This is a genomic window from Lysinibacillus sp. JNUCC-52 (genome assembly GCF_015999545.1).
Taxonomy (GTDB): Bacteria; Bacillota; Bacilli; order Bacillales_A; family Planococcaceae; genus Lysinibacillus.
Genome location: NZ_CP065546.1, coordinates 3,444,248 through 3,463,086, shown reverse-complemented (window position 1 = coordinate 3,463,086; position 18,839 = coordinate 3,444,248). Strand labels below are relative to the sequence as shown.

Below are 18,839 nucleotides of genomic sequence, written 5' to 3'. Positions count from 1 at the left end.
TCAGAAGAAACGGTTAAATAATTTTTTAATCATTTTATCAGGCTTTGACTTTTGTTGCTTTGGCTCTTCAAATTGTAAGTCAAACACCATATGCTCTAAACGATGTCCATCAAACGTATCCTCTAGCAAATGTTTTTCTAAATCAAGCTTACCTGTTGGATTGTAAAAAATAATATCTACACCAAAACGATTTAAAAACGCTAATAAAGCAATATCTTCACGAGATAATACTGGCTGCTGCGGTGCTTGATAGAGCACTAGCTTTGGCACTTCCTGAGCATAATCAAAACTTTGTAATAAGCGCAATATGTCCTTTGGAATCATCGTCATTTGCTTAAATATAAATAATTGCAAATCATACTGTGATTCATTTGGCTGCAGTTTAAGCATAGGCTGCTCACAGGACGTTTTCATTGTATGAGCAATTGCTGATTGTAGCTCCAATGTCAAATCCTCATATTGCCACCAATCACTTTGCATAATCCGCTCTGTAGATAGTTCACCATTCACTAAACAATGCTGATAATGAAAATGAAAATTAGCTCTACTCGTTTTCGCATATGGAAACGCCTGCACAAATACCGCTTGTGGGCTTGCAAGCAATCGATGCATATTTCCCCAATATTCTTCACGGTTACTAGATACGCCACTAACTTTTGCGAAAATTACTGGAATGATGACTTCATCTTTAAGCACCTCAAATTTCGGACGAACCATCGCCTTTTCATTTTCATAAATAAAAATATCATAATATGTCATACGTAGTGTTAGTGAACGCGGCAAATGGTCTTTAAATTGCCATGGTCGATAAACACCCGAATGCTGGTCATGCATTAATTGTTCAAAATGTTGGCTAGAGCTATAGCCCACTGTTGCTTGACGATCTCGTAATTTATCAGGGAATGGCTGTAGCGTTGTTTGACTTACATAGGAGTGCGTAACAGAAAATGCATCTGTTGAATCCACTGTAGCAAATTCATCAATCGCTGCTGGATGGAAGATTAACACATCGCAACCAAGCTCCATTAATAATAGGAGGAAATAGCGCTGACTAATTGTTGTTTCACCATACCAAATGACCTTCGGGAAATCATCTGTCGGCTTCATCGCTTTTGTCCACTGAATCCAATGGTTTTTTAACCACTTCACCATATCAATTAAAAAGCGTCGAAAGTCATTCGCTAGTAATCCAAGTGATTGCTGATCTCTGAAGCGCTCCACTACTCGCATCGTCACGAGCTGCAAATGACGATTCATCGAAGGATCATCATGCTTAGGAATAAGTTGGTGACCATACATCATGGCAATTAGTCGATTAATCGACAAGCCTTTAGGGGATTGCTGATGTTGCTCTATAATCGTTTGCAATGCCTGAAAATCTTTTTGCTCAATATGTTTATTTAATTCTTCGCTTAAAATATGGATATTTGGATTTTGTGACATTGTATATAAAGAATTAAAATATTCATCTTCTTCTAGCGGGACACCTAATATACGTACAGCAATACGGCTAAAACGAACGTGTTGTTCTGTCACCTCGTAAACTGCTCGCACATTAGCTGCTTCTTGGAAGGCTTGTAGCCAATCATAAGAATCTCTTTCTAATACTGATTCAATTGTGACCGTTTGCATACAAGCATCACCTCCTTACATCATACTTCCACAATTGGTTGCATGGCAGCCAATTGTAAAACATCTTCCAATAAATGTTTTGTAAATGCTTCACCACTATGTGCCGAATATAGGGTGTTCTTTAGTATTTGTGGTTGTTTGTCTTTTAAGTCACCGTGCGATGGCGTGTAGCCTTTATCTGCCAAAGCGAGCATTCCATAATCCATTATGGAATCACCCGCTGCCAAGTGCATAGTATATGTACAATGCTCCTTCAAATACGAAATTGCGGCTTCTTTTGTAAGCACCTTTGGCATAAAGTACAATTTTCGTCCTTGCAAGAGTACATGCCAACCATGTACCGCAAAGTCTTGAATCATAGCCTGCACATCGTCATGCTGCAAAATATGACAATCCACATAATGTACATAAAATAACTCATCAACATAGAACGATTGTTGAAGCCAACATTGTGATTTTATGTTATTAAATTGGCGTTCTAAATCTGCTTGTGGAATGGAAGAATCTTCAATTCGTTTGCGTAAAATTTTGGCCCATTCCACATTAGGGCGTCCTTGTTCTATTATTGTACCCCCATTACTCGTAATTGCAAAAGTAGGACACAACTCTTTTATTGCATGTATTCGTTCATATTGATGTAATGCACGTGTTGTAACAGGTACGAATAATGTTTGTTGGTGAACCTGTTGCAATAATGACATTGTATCTTCTGTCATCATACTAAGTCCTTCCCCATTTTTTCGCTCAACCGTAATTGGGGCTGTATTGGGTGGATACTTATCCATCATGCGCTGAGAGTAAATAAGCGTACGATCTAAATCAGATGTAAATAGTAGCATGTCTTCCCTCCTCTACACTTCTTTTATTAAGCCACAGCATGCATAGGACATTTGTGGATATTCCTCAATTTCAACATTCTTTTCCTTTGCTAAAAGTAAAATGTGTGCTAATTCATGCACATAGGTAGGGTTAATTAATATTTTCCATGGGACTCTGCGAAGTAATACCCGTGTTGTTTCTCCAACTCCTGGCTTCACAAAGTTACTATTTGTTATGCCATAATGTTGTTGAATTGCAATAACCGATTCCAACCCTTTCCATGTAATAGTAGAAGGTATTCGTGCTCGAAGCTGTTGCTCTACATCTTTCTCAACTTGTAAAAAATAGGCGCTAATACGATCAATATACAAATTGGAAACATCCGCATGCTGAAGTTCTTTATAAAATTTCGCTCCGTGAAAGTCATTTACATCCATGAACTGTGCATTCCATACTGTGCGGCTAACTAAGCCTGACACAGTTGAATTTAAACATGCCGATGGTATTAAAAAATCAGCACGTGTACCATAGATTGCAGCACAATGGCCTGGGTCAGCAAGCACCGCTAATGTCGCATCCAATTGTTCATTATTTTGCTCATTATAGCTTTCACAAGCTTGTTGTAATTCTCTCGTAATCGCGCCTTTCCCTGTCCATCCATCAATAAATTGTATTTGTGCAAGTGGGTGCTGAGAATATATGTATCGTATAGCGTAGTCATCAATACCCCGACCTCGGAGAATCGACATCGTATAGTGCGGAACGCTCACGTTATAATGCATTTTTATATAACGTTTAATTAAAATGCCAATAGGTGTTCCTGCTCTCGCTAAACTAACAAGCACTAAATTATCTAAGCCTCTACGCTCTACAATTTGTTGTGCTACTAATCCAACCGCAAGCGCAATACGTTGTGCATAATCATCTAATGTTAGATAAAACAGCTTCATATACGCTTCAGAAGGAAGATACTCTACTGGCAACATTTCTGAATAGTGGGTACCCGATTGAATAAGTCGTTCACGCTGTTCATTAGCTATTTCTAAGTGAATGGTACTAATATCTCGTAGTAAAAAAACAACATCTTCTGCAGAATAGCTTCCCATTTTATCTGGTTGCTTCATCTCAGGCATTATTCAGTCCCCCATTCATGCATACAAATCACATATATATTTGCGTTACTAACAGATTTTAATGCATGTACTGCACGTGCTACTACCTCTTTATTGGCTATACGTTCTACAACTAAAAAAAGTTCTGAATAAGAATGGCTATTTAAATTATATAAGTAATTTTCTACACCATTATTTTCTGGACTTTCGAAAGCAATTTTTTCTGTTATTGTATAGGATGGATTATTTGCACAATAAATTGGGCTACGTGTCGTCGCTTGGAAATAAACATCCTCTCCTAAACAACTTGCTATTTGCATAGGCACATACATAAACTCCCCTGTACCAATAACAAGTGCTGGTCCCCCTGTACGAAGGGCACGTAACTGGTTTGCGATCGTTTGATACATCTTTTTATGTACCACATGTTGCTCAGTCGTTAGCATTAAACGACCTGTTGCTAATATATACGGAGCCTTATTTATCACACCGTTTTCAGCGATAGAATAGTAATGTTTCTGTGCACCTGTTTCATTCGCCGAAAGCAACTTCATTTCAGTTGTTGCTTGCGATGTAATTTGTACCTGATGATTTGTTAATAGTGGTGTACCCTCACAAATAAATTGACCACTCATTATCGATACAAAATCAATCGTTACCCCCCACTTAACTTCTAGCTCCGCAAACATTGCTTGTTGCTGTGGAGAACGCCAATCTAAAATCGATAAAACGGAATAACGCTCAACAGTAGGGAATTTTTGGCGTAGTGTTTCAATAATGTTGACCACTGTATTTCCCGTTGTTATTTCATCGTCAATGAGCACAATCTGTTTTGCCTGAAGTAATTTTTCAGGTTGCTCACAGTACACGCGATGACTCGTCGCATGTGAATGTTCTTCTTCGAAAGTGACAAATGGCTCGAGTTCTGGCAGTAGTTCTCGCGTTGTATGGACATACGTTGCATTGGACTTAAAAGCATTAAAAACTGCATGCCCAAGAGCTGTTGCTGTTTCAGCAAAGCCGATAAATAAAACTTCCTCCGATAGCTCCAGTCTTTGCTCCTCTACTTGCTGTAAAACCTCTTGCATGTTTTGCTGCTTTTGTATTGCCTGTACAACTGGCTGTACTAATAAAGATTCACGACCAACCAGTTTTTCATGATACATCATTGCTAAAAGTGTACCAGTAAGAATTGGCACTTGTGGTCGAACTGCTAAATGTTTGCCAAGGACAGTACTAACAAATAAAAATTGTCTCTTTTTATTAATACGTGTCGCCATTTTGAATAAATCCGTCATAGCAAAATTATAAAGGTTGTGGGTAATCTTGATATCAATATTATAATCTTGAATAATGTTCAACTTGTTGTTGCGTTTCGTCATCCGTATTTCCTCCTACACTTGCATTCAATAATAGAGAGGCAAAATCTGCAGATTCATTGTATACACCATATATATGTGCTTGGCGTAAAACTTTCTGTGCCCATCTTATATGTGGCTTCATTTCATTCATTTTATTGGCATACTGGCTTTTTAAAACACCCTTTTGCCCTTCATTATCAATAATACTAGTGGCATCTACAAATTCTTCATAAGAGACAACATACAGTGCATGGACAATACGAATGTGACTGGGATGTATAATTGTTTTACCTAAAATGCCATTTTGTCTATCTAAAATTACTTCCTTCATCAAGCCATCCAAATAATCATCAAGTAATGCCTTACGTGCATATAAAGCTCCCTTTTCACTGAAAGGTGTTGCTCTTAGCGTTGGTTTCAATACCCGTTCATTGCTGAAATATTCCCATACTGGTCCAGAAATAACAAAGTCCTCATCCTCACGACCAAGTACATTGACGATATCTGCAATGCAGTCTCGAATAACGGCTATATCATAAATTGTTGAGTCTACTCGGCGACGAATTCCATAAATCCCGCAAAAGTCAGTAGCACCGATTCGTACATTAAGTACACGTTTTCTGTATCGATGCAACACATCTTTAATTGCAAATAAAGCTTCCATTCGAGACTCTTTGTATAAAATATCTCGGCTTTCTAAAATAGGCATCCCATACAATGTTAGCTGATGCTGTTCAATTGTTTGCTCCAGCAATTCAAAGTAGGCAGCTCCTTGGATAGCTGTAAACTTAGGAAATACGTAACCCGTAAGCACTTCCTGTCGCTTTCCTAATACGGAAGTCAACAGTCTAAATTGCTCAACGCTTCGCACACGAATAAATAGTAGTGGCAAATCTTCAAGTAAAATTTCGTTATGGACATAAAGTGTGTAGAGAGCACTTATATCTTCAATTATTTTTTGCTCACAGCTCGCTAACTCTGCATCCCCAACTGCATCCTCTAAATCTATGACAAACGATTTTAAATCTTGATATTTTTGTGATTGTACCATGTCAATAATGTTAGGCTTAGATGCAGGCATATATAACGTTGCACCTAATGCATACGATAAAATATCAGGTGAATCTAGTTTTGTAAATGTGCGTGGTCGTTGATAAAAAATCGTCTCCGCTTCTGTTGCAAAATATTGCATCCAATTCTCTCCCTCATCAAAGAATGATCTTTGTAAAAAAGGCACTGCATCAACCTGTTTATACAGACTAATACAGTGCCTTCCGTTAAGTTCATCATGATATAAATTAATGCCTACTAGTGGCCACTATTGATATCCATCTTCCTTTTATTACTCTAGACCATAAGCATTGATTAACGAAGCGAGCCCACCTTGATAGCCAGAGCCAACAGCGGCAAATTTCCATTCGCCATTATGTCGATATAGCTCACAAAATACGACCGCAGTTTCAATACTGAAGTCTTCTGCTAAATCATAGCGAAGAACTTCTGAACCAGATTCTTCGTTCGTTAAACGAACATATGCATTAAGAACTTGTCCGAAATTTTGACGGCGACCTTCAGCATCATAAATTGTCACTGTTATAACAATCTTTTCAATTTGAGGGGATACTTGCTTTAAGTTTACAAGAATTTTTTCATCGTCTCCGTCACCTAAACCAGTACGGTTATCACCCATATGCTGGACAGATTTATCAGGACTTGTTAGATTATTGTAGAAAATAAAGTCTTGTTCATTCCGGCATTTTCCTGATGCATCCAATAAAAATACAGATGCATCTAAGTCAAAGTCACTTCCTCCATCGAATTGTTTAACATCCCAGCCTAAACCAATCCCAACATTATTTAAGCCTGGATCCTGTTTCATTAAATCAATGCGTTGTCCTTTACTTAACTGAATACCCATTAGAAAAAAACTCCCTTTCTCGTGTAAAGTTAAACCGTTAGTTTACGCTTAAGCCATAATCATTACAAAGTGCAGCTAAACCGCCTTGGTATCCAGCACCAATCGCGTTAAATTTCCATTCTCCATTGTGACGGTATAGTTCGCCTACCACTACAGCCGTTTCAATACTAAAGTCTTCACCTAAATCATAGCGAATGATTTCTTCATTTGTAGCAGCATTTATAATGCGAATAAATGCGTTAGACACCATACCAAAGTTTTGGCTACGTGCTTCTGCGTCATGGATTGTAACAGTGAAAGCTAAGCGTTGAACATGTGCAGGTATTTCTTTTAACGAAACTTTAACGATTTCGTCATCCCCTTCGCCAACTCCTGTTAAGTTATCGCCAGAGTGTTCAACAGAGCCATTACCACCAATAGTATTGTTGTAGAAGATGAAGTCATTTTGATCTGCTACTTTACCTGTATCCGCAAGTAAAAAAATGGAGGAATCTAAATCAAAATCATGTCCACCATCATATTTGTTTGTATCCCAACCTAAACCTACAATTACATTCGATAAACCTGGGTTTGTTTTTGTTAAATCTACCTTTTGACCTTTTTGTAATGAAATACCCATTTGTATTCCTCCTCAAATTTATAATTATTGATATCTTCGAACTACATCACCAAGTTTTACATCATTTGTACCGTTACCAATAGCAGCAAATTTCCATTCGTTACCGTGACGATAAATTTCACCACACACTAGTGTTGTTAAATTCGAGTAATCATCAGATAAATTATAACGAATTAGTTCATTGCCTGTCTTGTCATCGTACACGCGAATATACGCATTTTGAATCATACCGAAGTGTTGCTTACGTCCAGCTGCATCATAAATGTTCACGACAAATACTAATTTATTATATTGAGCAGGCACTGCTCCTAGCTCAACAGTAATTACTTCGTCATCACCAGCGCCGTCTCCTGTTAAGTTATCACCAGAATGGATAACAGATCCACATTTACTTGCTAATTTGCCGAAGTAAACTACATCATCTCCTGCAACGATACGATCATCTTGCAACATTAAAACTGAGGAATCACAGTCAACATCTCTACCTGCTGTTTTACCACTAGAAAATAAGCCGCCTAAAAAGCCACCACTTTTTGCTTGGCTTACAGGGTCCCACCCTAAGCCAACTTTAATTTTATTTAAACCAGCATTCCCTTTTGTTAAATCTACACGCTGTCCCTTTTGTAAATTAATTCCCATTTTTAATGCCCTCCTTAATTGAATGTACCTCTGCTGAAAAAATACTAACAATATCTAATATGTTTATTAACTAATTTTATCCAATTATAAAACTAATAGTAAAGGGGTTTTCCGCTAAGTGATAGCCCTTTGCTATAAATCATAGATTTTTATAGAAAGTTTATAGCATAACGATTAATCCATACATATTTTCCTAATCAACACGGCTTGTTACAGTGTTACAGCATAAACTTTTAAATACTTTAGGTTTACGCTTCTTGTAACCCTCCATTAAAGAGCAGTAGTTACGTCAATAAAGTATGTATGTCAGCATAAATTAAGTCTAAAATAATATTACATAAAATTCAAATAATGGCTCCAGGATGAAATTGTAAATTTTTATTTACGATATTTATTCATCTTAACAATTAAAAAACCTTCTAACTTTTCAGTAGAAGGCTATTTTAATATTAGTTTTTCATTTTTGGATCAAGCGCATCTCGCAAACCATCACCCATTAAGTTAAAGCCGAGTACGGTTAACATAATCGCCAACCCTGGGAAAATCATTGTCCATGGCGCTTTTAATAAGTAGATTCGAGCATCCGCAAGCATTTTTCCCCATTCGGGTGCTGGCGCCTGTGCCCCTAATCCTAAGAAACCTAGTGCAGCAGCTTCAATAATCGCTGTTGCAATTGCTAATGTTCCCTGTACAATTATCGGCGTCATAGAGTTAGGTAAAATATGAGAAAATAAAATACGCGAATCTCGCATCCCTATGGCTTTTGCTGCTACGATATATTCCTCTTCTTTTACACTTAACACTTTCGATCGAATTAACCGCCCAAAGTTTGGTACGTTAATAATGGCAATCGCAATTAAAGCATTTTGTAATGACGGCCCAAGTACAGCCACTACAGCAATTGCTAATAAAATACTAGGAAACGCCAACATAATATCAAAGATTCGAGAGATAATTGTATCAATCCATTTTCCATAATAACCTGCAAGAATTCCAAGTGTACTTCCGACAATTACCGAAAGAATAACGGCAAAAAATCCGATCCTTAACGATATACGTGCACCATGAATAATCCGAGAAAAAATATCCCGCCCAAAGTCATCTGTTCCAAACCAATGCGCACTTGAAGGTGCCAATAAGCGCTTTGATAAATCCTGTTCATTAATTCCTTGTGGTGCAATGTACGGACCAAATACAGCAAGAAGTATAAAAAATACTACAATCCCAGCACCAACTAGGGAGATTTTACTTTTTTTAAAGCTACGCCAGCCTTCTCTCCAAGGACCTGCCGCACGCTCTCGACTTGCTACTGCTTCTTTTTTTATATCTATCGCACCAGTCATTATCGCATCTCCCTCCTATTTATATTTAATGCGTGGATCTATCACTGTATAAAGTAGATCGACAATTAAATTAATCATAATGAAAATAAACGCAACGATTAAAATACCTGATTGGATAACTGGATAATCACGGAAGCCAATGGCATCGTAAATATAACGACCAATACCTGGCCAACTGAAGATGGTTTCTGTTAAAATGGCACCACCAAGCAGTAACCCTGTTTGTAACCCAATTACTGTTAACACTGGAATAACTGCATTTTTCAGTGCGTGTTTATAAACAACAATAAACATTTTTTGTCCTTTTGCTCTAGCTGTACGAACATAATCGGAGCGCATAACCTCCAGCATGGAAGAGCGAGTAATTCTTGCGATAATCGCCATTGGAATTGTAGCAAGTGCCACCCCTGGTAATACTAAACGTTTTAACACTTCCGTAAACTGATCAAATCTCCCTTGAAGAAGTGTATCGAGCAAATAAAAATGCGTAATGGCGGTTATAGGGTCACGGACATTATCACGTCCCGATGTTGGGAACCATCCAAGGTTTATACTAAACGCCCATTGTTCCATTAAACCTAGCCAAAAGACTGGCACAGATACCCCAATTAAAGCAATGACCATCGCTACATAATCAAACCATGAATTTTGGAACCAAGCTGAAATAATACCTGCATTGACTCCAACAACAATTGCAATAATCATTGCAAATAAGGCTAATTCTGCTGTTGCCGCTAAATAAGGAAATATCTCTTGTGACACAGGTAACTTTGTACGCAATGAAACACCTAAATCGCCCTGAAAAATACCACCTAAATAGCCAAAATATTGTGTGTACCATGGCTTGTCTAATCCTAAACTTGCGTTTAATGCCTCAACCGCCTCTTTCGTCGCCTGCTGACCTAAAATCACTTGCGCGGGGTTACCAGGAATTAAACGAATTAACATAAAGACGATAAAAGTCATTCCAAGCAAAACTGGGATTAATTGAAATAAACGCCTTCCCATATAGTGAAGCATCTTTTTCACCTCTCTGTAATTTTCTAATTATACTTTTGCTATGAAAAGCATTGAAGTCTATACACATACTGTAGAAAGGGACAGCCTTCAACAAACGATAGCCGTTTAGATAGTTTGTCTTTCATACAGAAAAACGGGTTGCGACCAACATAGTCACAACCCGTTTTTACAACGCTAGACAAAGTCCAAAGCTGTAAAAATCTTGTTACGTCACTATGAGTAAGCGACAATTTTCATTTCTCTATTGTCTAATTCATATCTACTGCTTCTAAACGGTCAGAGCCAGTTGGATGTGCATGGTAATTTGAAACTTTTGTACTTGCAGCTAAAATAGGAATTGAGTGTGCAAGTGGAACCCATGGAGCATCCTCAGAAATGATTGCTTGCGCTTGTTTGTAAAGTTCAATACGTTTGTCTTCATTTACTTCTGTTTGTGCAGCAACAAATAATTTGTGTAACTCTTGGTTGTCATAGAACGTGTAGTTATTTGAGCCGATATTATCAGCGTCTAATAATGTGTAAAGGAAGTTGTCTGCATCGCCGTTATCACCTGTCCAACCAAGTAAGAACGCATCCGCTTCACCATTTTGAGCTTTTTCTAAATACGTAGCCCATTCGAATGAAACAATTTTAGATGGAATGCCTACATCAGCTAAATTCTTTTGAATAGCTTCTGCAATTTTTTGTCCATCTGGCATATATGGACGTGGTACTGGCATTGCCCATAATTCAATTTCTTTACCGTCATAGCCTGCTTCTTTTAATAATGCTTTTGCTTTTTCAGGATCATATGCGTAACCTGTAATATCATCGTTGTAGCCAGCAATAACTGGTGGCATCGGGTTTTTCGCAGGCTGAGCTAATCCTTCATAGAAAGCATCAACTAACGCTTGCTTATCAATTGCATAGTTTACTGCTTGACGCACTTTTACATTATCAAATGGTGGGCGTGTTACTGTTAAACCAAGGTAACCAACGTTCATAGAAGGACGTTCGATTAATTGTAAATCACCATTTGATTCGATTGACCCTTTATCAGATGGACTTAATCCATCGACAACATCTACCTCGCCGTTATTTAGTGCATTTAAGCGAGCAGAGTTATCAGGAATCGAACGGAAAATTACTTTATCTAATTTCGGGAATCCTGCAACACGATAGTCAGGATTTTTCTCAATTGTAATAGAATCATTACGTGTCCAACTTACAAATTTGAATGGACCTGTTCCTACTGGCTTATCGATAAGCGCATCGTCATTTGCTTCAAATGCACTTGGAGAAGCAATTGCAAATGGTGACATTGCTAAGTTTTTCAAGAATGGTGCTTGTGGCTGCTTCAGTTTGAATACAACCGTTGAATCGCCTTCTGCTGTAATTGATTCAATTACTTGCTCACCGCCCATTGTGAATTGGGACATGAAGTACGGGAACTTATCAGCGCCAGCTTTCCAGCGCTCGAAATTTTTCACAACTGCTTCTGCGTTAAAATCAGAACCATCGTGGAACTTTACACCTTCTTCAAGTTGGAATGTGTAAGTTAGTCCATCTTCTGAAGCTTCCCAAGATTTTGCTAAACCTGGATGCAATGTAACATCTTCATCTCCAAAGTTAATCAGTGTTTCATAGATATTCACTGTAACTTTAAAAGATTCACCTTCTGTTACTGTTGCAGGGTCAAGTGCAGTGGAATCCCCACCTCGACCATATACTAATGTTTTTTCACTGCCGTTAGCTGAATCACCGCCAGTAGACGTATCTTTTGAACCTGTATCCTTGCCATCAGAGCCACCACTACACGCAGCTAAGATTGTCGAGAGAACAAGGATTAGCATGACGCCTAATGACCAAAGCTTCTTTTTCTTCATTTAATTTCCCCCTAAAACTTTTTTATATCATTTAATGTTGAAGTGCATCATAAAGATGACAAGCAACATAATGACCCTGTTTCACTTCTTGCAGTTTCGGAACAACGCTTGAGCATTGCTCTTTCTTAAATGGACATCTTGTATGGAATGCACAGCCGCTTGGCGGATTAGATGCACTCGGAATATCCCCAGATATAATAAGCTGCTCACGTTCAAAAGTTGGATCAGGCACAGGAACTGAAGATAATAATGCCTGCGTATATGGGTGGAGCGGCTCTGCATATAAATTCTCACTATCTGTTAACTCGACTAACTTGCCTAAATACATAACTCCGACACGATTACTAATATGCCGAACAACCCCTAAGTCATGTGAGATAAAAATATAAGTAAGCTTTAATTCCCTCTGCAATGTTTGCATTAGATTTAAAACTTGAGCTTGAATCGATACATCCAGTGCTGAAACAGGCTCGTCCGCAATAATAAGACGAGGATTGGTCATTAGCGCACGAGCAATGCCTATACGCTGTCTTTGACCTCCACTAAATTGATGTGGATAACGTTTTGCGTGATATTCATTTAATCCAACGATTTCAAGAAGCTCAATGACTTTCTTTTTTCGTTCTTTGGAATTGCCCATACCATGTACAATGAGCGGTTCCTCTAAAATCTTGCCAATCGTATGGCGTGGATTTAACGAAGCATAAGGATCTTGGAAAATCATTTGGATATCTCTTCGCGCTTTCCGCATTTCATTGTTGGACAATGTGGATATCATTTTGCCTCCAAATTCAATGTTACCTGCTGTCGGCTCAAGCAAGCGCATTAATAGGCGACCTGTCGTTGACTTGCCACATCCCGATTCACCTACGATACCTAATGTTTCGCCTTCAAATACTTCAAAGGAAACATCGTCTACAGCTTTTACATCACCAACCTGTGAATTAAAGAAACCTTTCCGAATAGGAAAATACTTTTTTAAACCATCAACCTTCAACAACACTTTCGACATATTGAACCACCTCCTGTTCTTCCAATAAAAAGCACCTTGCCTTATGTTGCGCTGTCGCTTCATATAAAGGTGGTGTTTCCTGTAAGCAACGCTCCATCGCAAATTCACAGCGTGCTGCAAATCGACAGCCGTCTTTAATCGTGCCTGGCTTTGGCACACTACCAGGTATCGAATAAAGACTGTCTTTTTTATAACGCATATCTGGTACTGATTTAATAAGCCCTTGTGTATAAGGATGCTTTGGCGTTTTAAAAATTTCTTGTATGGACGCTTCTTCAACAATTTGTCCAGCGTACATAACGATAACGCGTTCGCAAGTTTCTGCTACGACACCTAAATCATGGGTAATTAATAAAACAGCCGTATTCATCCGCTTGTTCAAATCTTTCATTAGTTGCAAAATTTGCGCTTGAATTGTCACATCTAGCGCTGTTGTCGGTTCGTCGGCAATCAGTACCTTCGGGTCACAGACAAGCGCCATGGCAATCATGACACGTTGGCGCATCCCACCTGACAATTGATGTGGATAATCCTTTAATAACTCCTCCGCACGAGGTAACCCTACTAGTTTCATAATTTCTATCGCTCGTGCAAAAGCTTTCTTTTTAGACCACTTAGGATTGTGAATTAAAATAGCCTCTTTCAATTGCTCCCCTATAGTAAATAAAGGGTTTAAGGAAGTCATCGGCTCTTGAAAGATCATCGCCACATCTTTCCCACGAATTTTTTGCATTTGCTTATCAGTTAATTTCGCTAAATTTTTGCCATCTAACAGTACTTGTCCACCTGTGATTTTTCCAGGTGGCGATGGTATTAAGCCCATAATGGACAAAGATGTCACACTTTTACCACTGCCTGATTCTCCAACAATCCCTAAAATTTCCCCTTCATGGACCGAAAAATCAATATCGTCAACGGCAGGAATCTGTCCATCATCTGTGAAAAAGGTTGTTTGTAAACCTTTAATCTCTAACAGCTTTTTTCGCATGTTCAACCGCCCCATCCTACCAATATTTTTTAATTTTACAAATTTATAGTTTATTATATACTAACTATCAATAAATTCTCTATTTTCAGATAATTCTAACTAAATTCCTCCTCTCTTTCAATCATTATTTTTCTACCAATAGCATATATTTTCTACATTTTCCGCCTTCTATATAAAAAATTCGTAATTTTACGATATTTTTCTACAGAAATAGTTTCCATTTAACATGTAATTATAAAAGCAGCCGTTCATTTTATTGCTAAATAAGCCCTTGTATACAAAAAAGCCTTTCATTCACCTAGGAATGAAAGGCCAGTGCCAGGCACCCAAACAATTTAATCTAAGTGTTGTACTTGGAATAAATTGAAGTATGTGCCTTGCTCCTTCATTAATTGCTCATGATTTCCTTTTTCAATTAATTGACCATGATCAATAACAAAAATATTATCGGCATGTGTAATTGTAGAAAGTCGGTGCGCAATAATAATAGTTGTTCGATCATGTACTAAGGCATCGAGCGATTCTTGAATAAGTGCTTCACTTTCTAAATCGAGCGCTGATGTTGCTTCATCTAAAATTAAAATCGGTGGGTTTTTTAAAAATACACGGGCAATGGCAACACGTTGCTTTTGTCCACCCGATAATTTTACACCACGCTCGCCAACCTTCGTGTTATAGCCATTTGGCAAGCTCATAATAAAGTCATGTGCATTCGCTGCTTTTGCAGCAGCAATCACTTCTTCCTCCGACGCTCCAGGTTTGCCCATCAGTATGTTTTCCTTTACCGAATCACTGAACAAAATATTATCCTGTAGCACGATGCCAATTTGAGCGCGTAATGATTGGATTGTAACGTCCTTCACATCATGACCATCTACATATACCGCTCCGTCTGACGTATCATAAAAACGTGGAATTAAGCTAATAATGGTGGATTTCCCACCGCCACTCATTCCTACAAATGCGACTGTCTCCCCTGGATTTATGGTGAAATTCATATTTTTTAATATTTGCGAACCATCCACTTCATATTGAAAAGCGACATTCTCAAATCGCACCTCACCTGTTGCAGGCGATAATGCTAGTGCATTTTTTTTATTTTTGACCTCATAAGGCTCGTCTATTAGTTCAAACATGCGATCCATCGAGGCAATTGATTGCGTTAACGTTGTCGATGAACTTACTAATCGGCGAAGAGGCCCGTAAAGACGTTCAATATAAGCAATAAAAGCAACCATTGTTCCGACCGATAAAGATCCATTAATTACTTGATAGCCTGCATAAGCAATCACAAGTAATGGTGCTACATCGGTAATCGTATTGACGACCGCAAAAGATTTAGCATTCCATTTTGTTTGATCCAATGCTTTTTCTAAAAACTCGCCGTTTGCTTCATCAAATAATTTTTGTTCGTGCTTTTCGAGCGTAAAACTTTTAATAATACTCATGCCAGCTACTCGTTCATGAAGATAACTTTGAACACCTGCAAGTGCTTGTGAGCGGTTGCGTGTTAAAGTTCGAAGTTTCCCAAAGAAGAACCTAACGCTTATTGCATAAAACGGAAATGCGATAAGTGCCACAAGTGTTAGTTTAACGTCCATTGCTAGCATAATAAAGACGGCAATAACAATCGTTGCCAAGTCCAGCCATACATTCATTAATCCTGTCATCACAAAGTTTTTCGTTTGCTCCACATCATTAATTACACGTGAAATAACTTCACCTGCTCTTGTATTAGCGTAATACTTTAAGCTAAGGCGCTGTAAATGTGCGTAAATTTCTTTACGAATATCAAAAAGAACCTTATTACTCACATGCTGTGCAAAATATTGACGATAGTATTCTATCGGTGGTCGTATAACGAAAAATACAATTATTGTACCGCCTAACCAGTAAAACAACTCTTTTGTTTTTTCAGTATCCGTCAAATCTTCCGCACCAATAATATCATCAAGGACTATTTTTATGAGCAGTGGAATAAATAACGGGATGGCAAATTTCACAATACCAATTAAAACCGTTAAAATAATTTCCCATGTGTATGGTTTTACAAAACGCATATAACGCTTTATACTACCCATTTTTCATCACTTCCTTATTAGAAAACCTCTTCTTTATGTGGCTTTCTATACATTAAAAAAAGAAACAGACATTCTACGACGAATGCCCTTACGTATTATAGCAATATTCAGCATGAAGTACAGTTAGTTAGCTTTTAATCCTAACTATTTTTTACTTTCATCGATTTCCCTATTTATAAATTACCCCATATATGCAAAAAAACACCCATTAGATTAACTAATAGGTGTTACTGACTATCATCTGCTTGCATATCGAGCTGAAACTTATAACGACTTGTCCAAGCATCGATAAAATCAGGTGCAAAAGGTCCTCTTTTTTGTTGAATCCAGCTAATTAATTTTTCGACATTACGCTTTAAAATTTTATCGATGACATCTGGGTAAGACATTTCCTGGCGATGCTGTTCATATTCATCTTCATCTAAAAGGGTATACGACATATCCGGAAAAACCTTAATATCTAAATCGTAGTCAATGTATTTAATGGCATTATTATCGAAAACAAATGGTGAGCTTAGATTACAATAATAATACACACCGTCTTCACGCAGCATGCAGATGATGTTAAACCAGTGCTCCGCATGGAAATAACAAATAGAAGGCTCTCTCGTTAGCCACGTACGACCATCGGATTCTGTCACAAGTGTTCGTTCATTCGCACCGATTATAATGTTTTTAGTTCCTTTTAACACCATTGTCTCTTGCCAAACACGGTGGATGCGGCCATTGTGCTTATAACTATGTATTTGTATCGTTTCTCCTTCTACTGGTATTGCCATTTTTGAAGCCCACCTTTTCGTCTATGCTACCTAAATCTAGCAGTCTCTAGTATATTATAGCAATCTGTACGCGAAAGGTGTAGTTGAAAACTACAAATTTCACTGTGTCGTGTTATTTATGTACAAATTTTCGAAAATTAATTGCTATTTCCATCATTACTGCAAAATTCAAATGAGATTTCTTACGTAATAAGCTTATGCTTTTGTGAGGAAAAATAGAAAAGGGCTGTCCTTTTCATCTTTTCGATTTTAGACAGCCCCTTAGAAGGTAAATGCAATTATGCAGTTACAAAGTGATTACTCACTTGCGTTCGTGTTTTGGTTATTCTTTGCATATTTGCCTGAAGCTTGAGCTTTATTTTGCTCAGCTTTAGCATTTTGCTTTTGCACTTCGTTGAAGTCCGTTTCATAACCAAACTCTTCACTTTGGCGTTGCATGTTTTTATTTGCTTGTTGGTTTGTGTTTTGATTTTTCTTCATTTGTCATTCACCTCCACGCTAATTATTGTGTACAGAGGTGATTACTTTTATGCTCATTAATTTTTATTTTCGATTGCTTAATTATGGTATAGCCACTATTTTATTGCTTGCCATATTTTTAACATTGGCACTGGCATAGGTAATAATTCGATTTGCTCTCGAGTTAGCCATTCACCCTCTTCAAATGATTTACACTTCATATAATAAGCATTCACATGCCAAGTTAAATGTGAGAAAACATGTTTAAATGTTAAAATTTCCTGTTGTGCTTGTGTTTCAACTTTATAGTGCTGAGCAAATTTTAATAATGAGTCCTCTGCTTGTTCAAGCATCGGGAATTGCCACATATTCGCTAGTAATCCTACTGCTGGCCGTTGCTCCATTAAAATTCGCCCTTGCTCATCCTCACAAACAAAAACGTCGTATAAAATATGCTTCATCTTGACTTTTTTTGTTTTCACAGGTAGTTTTTCTGGTTCTCCCTCATTAAATGCGGTGCAAAATTCACGGACAGGACATAGTAAACATTTAGGAGAAGTTGGTGAACAAATAAGCGCCCCAAGCTCCATTAAACCTTGATTAAAGGATGATGCATTATGAGGATCAATGAGTTCATCCACAGCTTCTTCGAAAATTTTCTTTGTTTTTGGTAGTGCAATATCTTCATGTATATTAAGTACACGGCTTAAAACCCGCATGACATTACCATCAACCGCATGTTCTGGCTTATTATAGGCAATACTTAATATAGCACCTGCGGTATAAGGACCAATCCCTTTTAACTTTGAAATTTCATGGCGATTATCAGGTACGATTCCGCCATAGTTTTCTAACACCTCACGAACGCCTGCTTGCAAATTTCTCGCCCGTGAGTAATAGCCAAGGCCTTCCCAATGTTTTAATAAATATTCTTGTGGTGCCTCAGCTAATAATTCTAAAGTTGGAAAGCTTTCCATAAAGCGATTGTAATAAGGAATAACTGTGTCAACTCGTGTTTGCTGTAGCATTACCTCAGATACCCAAATTTTATAAGGGTCTTTAGTATGCCGCCAAGGTAAATCTCGTTTCTCTTCTTCAAACCATTCGACTAAAGATTGTCGAAATTCTGCTACATATGGATATTTCACAGTGACCTCCCGTGTCTTTACGATTTAATTTATGTTTAAAAGGG

The 18,839-nt window shown here is 37.8% G+C and carries 17 protein-coding genes; all 17 read right to left on the bottom strand.

All coding sequences use genetic code 11. The features are described from left to right. On the bottom strand, positions 1-1,632 hold the full coding sequence (locus JNUCC52_RS17060; protein WP_337980402.1) for a YceG family protein: 1,632 nt from the start codon (positions 1,630-1,632) through the stop codon (positions 1-3). A gap of 20 nt (positions 1,633-1,652) precedes the next feature. Continuing rightward, the gene (locus JNUCC52_RS17055; RefSeq protein WP_337980401.1) at positions 1,653-2,471 is read right to left on the bottom strand and encodes an HAD family hydrolase; all 819 of its coding nucleotides are present in this window, start codon (positions 2,469-2,471) and stop codon (positions 1,653-1,655) included. A 12-nt stretch (positions 2,472-2,483) separates the two neighbouring features. Continuing rightward, a complete protein-coding gene (locus JNUCC52_RS17050) occupies positions 2,484-3,584 on the bottom strand; it encodes a cysteine protease StiP family protein (RefSeq protein ID WP_337980400.1) in 1,101 nt (366 codons plus the stop codon). Then, positions 3,584-4,945: a phosphoribosyltransferase family protein gene (locus tag JNUCC52_RS17045; protein WP_337980399.1), complete on the bottom strand. Its 1,362-nt coding sequence runs from the start codon at positions 4,943-4,945 to the stop codon at positions 3,584-3,586. The genes JNUCC52_RS17050 and JNUCC52_RS17045 overlap by 1 nt, the downstream gene beginning before the upstream one ends. Next, positions 4,902-6,116, bottom strand: coding sequence for an HpcH/HpaI aldolase/citrate lyase family protein (locus JNUCC52_RS17040; protein ID WP_337980398.1), 1,215 nt, complete (start codon positions 6,114-6,116; stop codon positions 4,902-4,904). Before JNUCC52_RS17040 ends, JNUCC52_RS17045 begins: the two co-directional genes overlap by 44 nt. Positions 6,117-6,266: 150 nt before the next feature. Next, on the bottom strand, positions 6,267-6,842 hold the full coding sequence (locus tag JNUCC52_RS17035) for a TerD family protein (protein ID WP_139859559.1): 576 nt from the start codon (positions 6,840-6,842) through the stop codon (positions 6,267-6,269). 37 nt (positions 6,843-6,879) lie between these two features. Then, positions 6,880-7,461, bottom strand: coding sequence for a TerD family protein (locus JNUCC52_RS17030; protein ID WP_139859557.1), 582 nt, complete (start codon positions 7,459-7,461; stop codon positions 6,880-6,882). A 24-nt stretch (positions 7,462-7,485) separates the two neighbouring features. Next, positions 7,486-8,100 (bottom strand): TerD family protein, encoded by a 615-nt coding sequence (locus JNUCC52_RS17025; protein WP_173479556.1) that lies wholly within the window; start codon positions 8,098-8,100, stop codon positions 7,486-7,488. 449 nt (positions 8,101-8,549) lie between these two features. Beyond that, positions 8,550-9,443, bottom strand: coding sequence for a nickel transporter permease (gene nikC, locus JNUCC52_RS17020; protein WP_173479557.1), 894 nt, complete (start codon positions 9,441-9,443; stop codon positions 8,550-8,552). A gap of 15 nt (positions 9,444-9,458) precedes the next feature. Beyond that, on the bottom strand, positions 9,459-10,463 hold the full coding sequence (locus tag JNUCC52_RS17015; protein WP_173479558.1) for an ABC transporter permease: 1,005 nt from the start codon (positions 10,461-10,463) through the stop codon (positions 9,459-9,461). Positions 10,464-10,711: 248 nt separating this feature from the next. Next, positions 10,712-12,328, bottom strand: a complete 1,617-nt coding sequence (locus JNUCC52_RS17010; protein ID WP_173479559.1) for an ABC transporter substrate-binding protein — start codon at positions 12,326-12,328, stop codon at positions 10,712-10,714. A gap of 31 nt (positions 12,329-12,359) precedes the next feature. Beyond that, a complete protein-coding gene (locus JNUCC52_RS17005; RefSeq protein ID WP_337980397.1) occupies positions 12,360-13,340 on the bottom strand; it encodes an ABC transporter ATP-binding protein in 981 nt (326 codons plus the stop codon). After that, on the bottom strand, positions 13,315-14,328 hold the full coding sequence (locus tag JNUCC52_RS17000) for an ABC transporter ATP-binding protein (protein WP_173479561.1): 1,014 nt from the start codon (positions 14,326-14,328) through the stop codon (positions 13,315-13,317). The genes JNUCC52_RS17005 and JNUCC52_RS17000 overlap by 26 nt, the downstream gene beginning before the upstream one ends. A gap of 335 nt (positions 14,329-14,663) precedes the next feature. Continuing rightward, positions 14,664-16,409: an ABC transporter ATP-binding protein gene (locus tag JNUCC52_RS16995; RefSeq protein WP_173479562.1), complete on the bottom strand. Its 1,746-nt coding sequence runs from the start codon at positions 16,407-16,409 to the stop codon at positions 14,664-14,666. Positions 16,410-16,636: 227 nt separating this feature from the next. Continuing rightward, complete coding sequence (gene ntdP / locus JNUCC52_RS16990) at positions 16,637-17,188, bottom strand: nucleoside tri-diphosphate phosphatase (protein WP_173479563.1); 552 nt, start codon at positions 17,186-17,188, stop codon at positions 16,637-16,639. Positions 17,189-17,485: 297 nt separating this feature from the next. Further along, entirely contained in the window at positions 17,486-17,668 is a 183-nt protein-coding gene (locus JNUCC52_RS16985; RefSeq protein WP_173479564.1) for a gamma-type small acid-soluble spore protein, read from the bottom strand. 95 nt (positions 17,669-17,763) lie between these two features. Then, on the bottom strand, positions 17,764-18,795 hold the full coding sequence (mutY, locus tag JNUCC52_RS16980) for an A/G-specific adenine glycosylase (protein WP_337980396.1): 1,032 nt from the start codon (positions 18,793-18,795) through the stop codon (positions 17,764-17,766). Between the last annotated feature and the right edge of the window lie 44 nt (positions 18,796-18,839).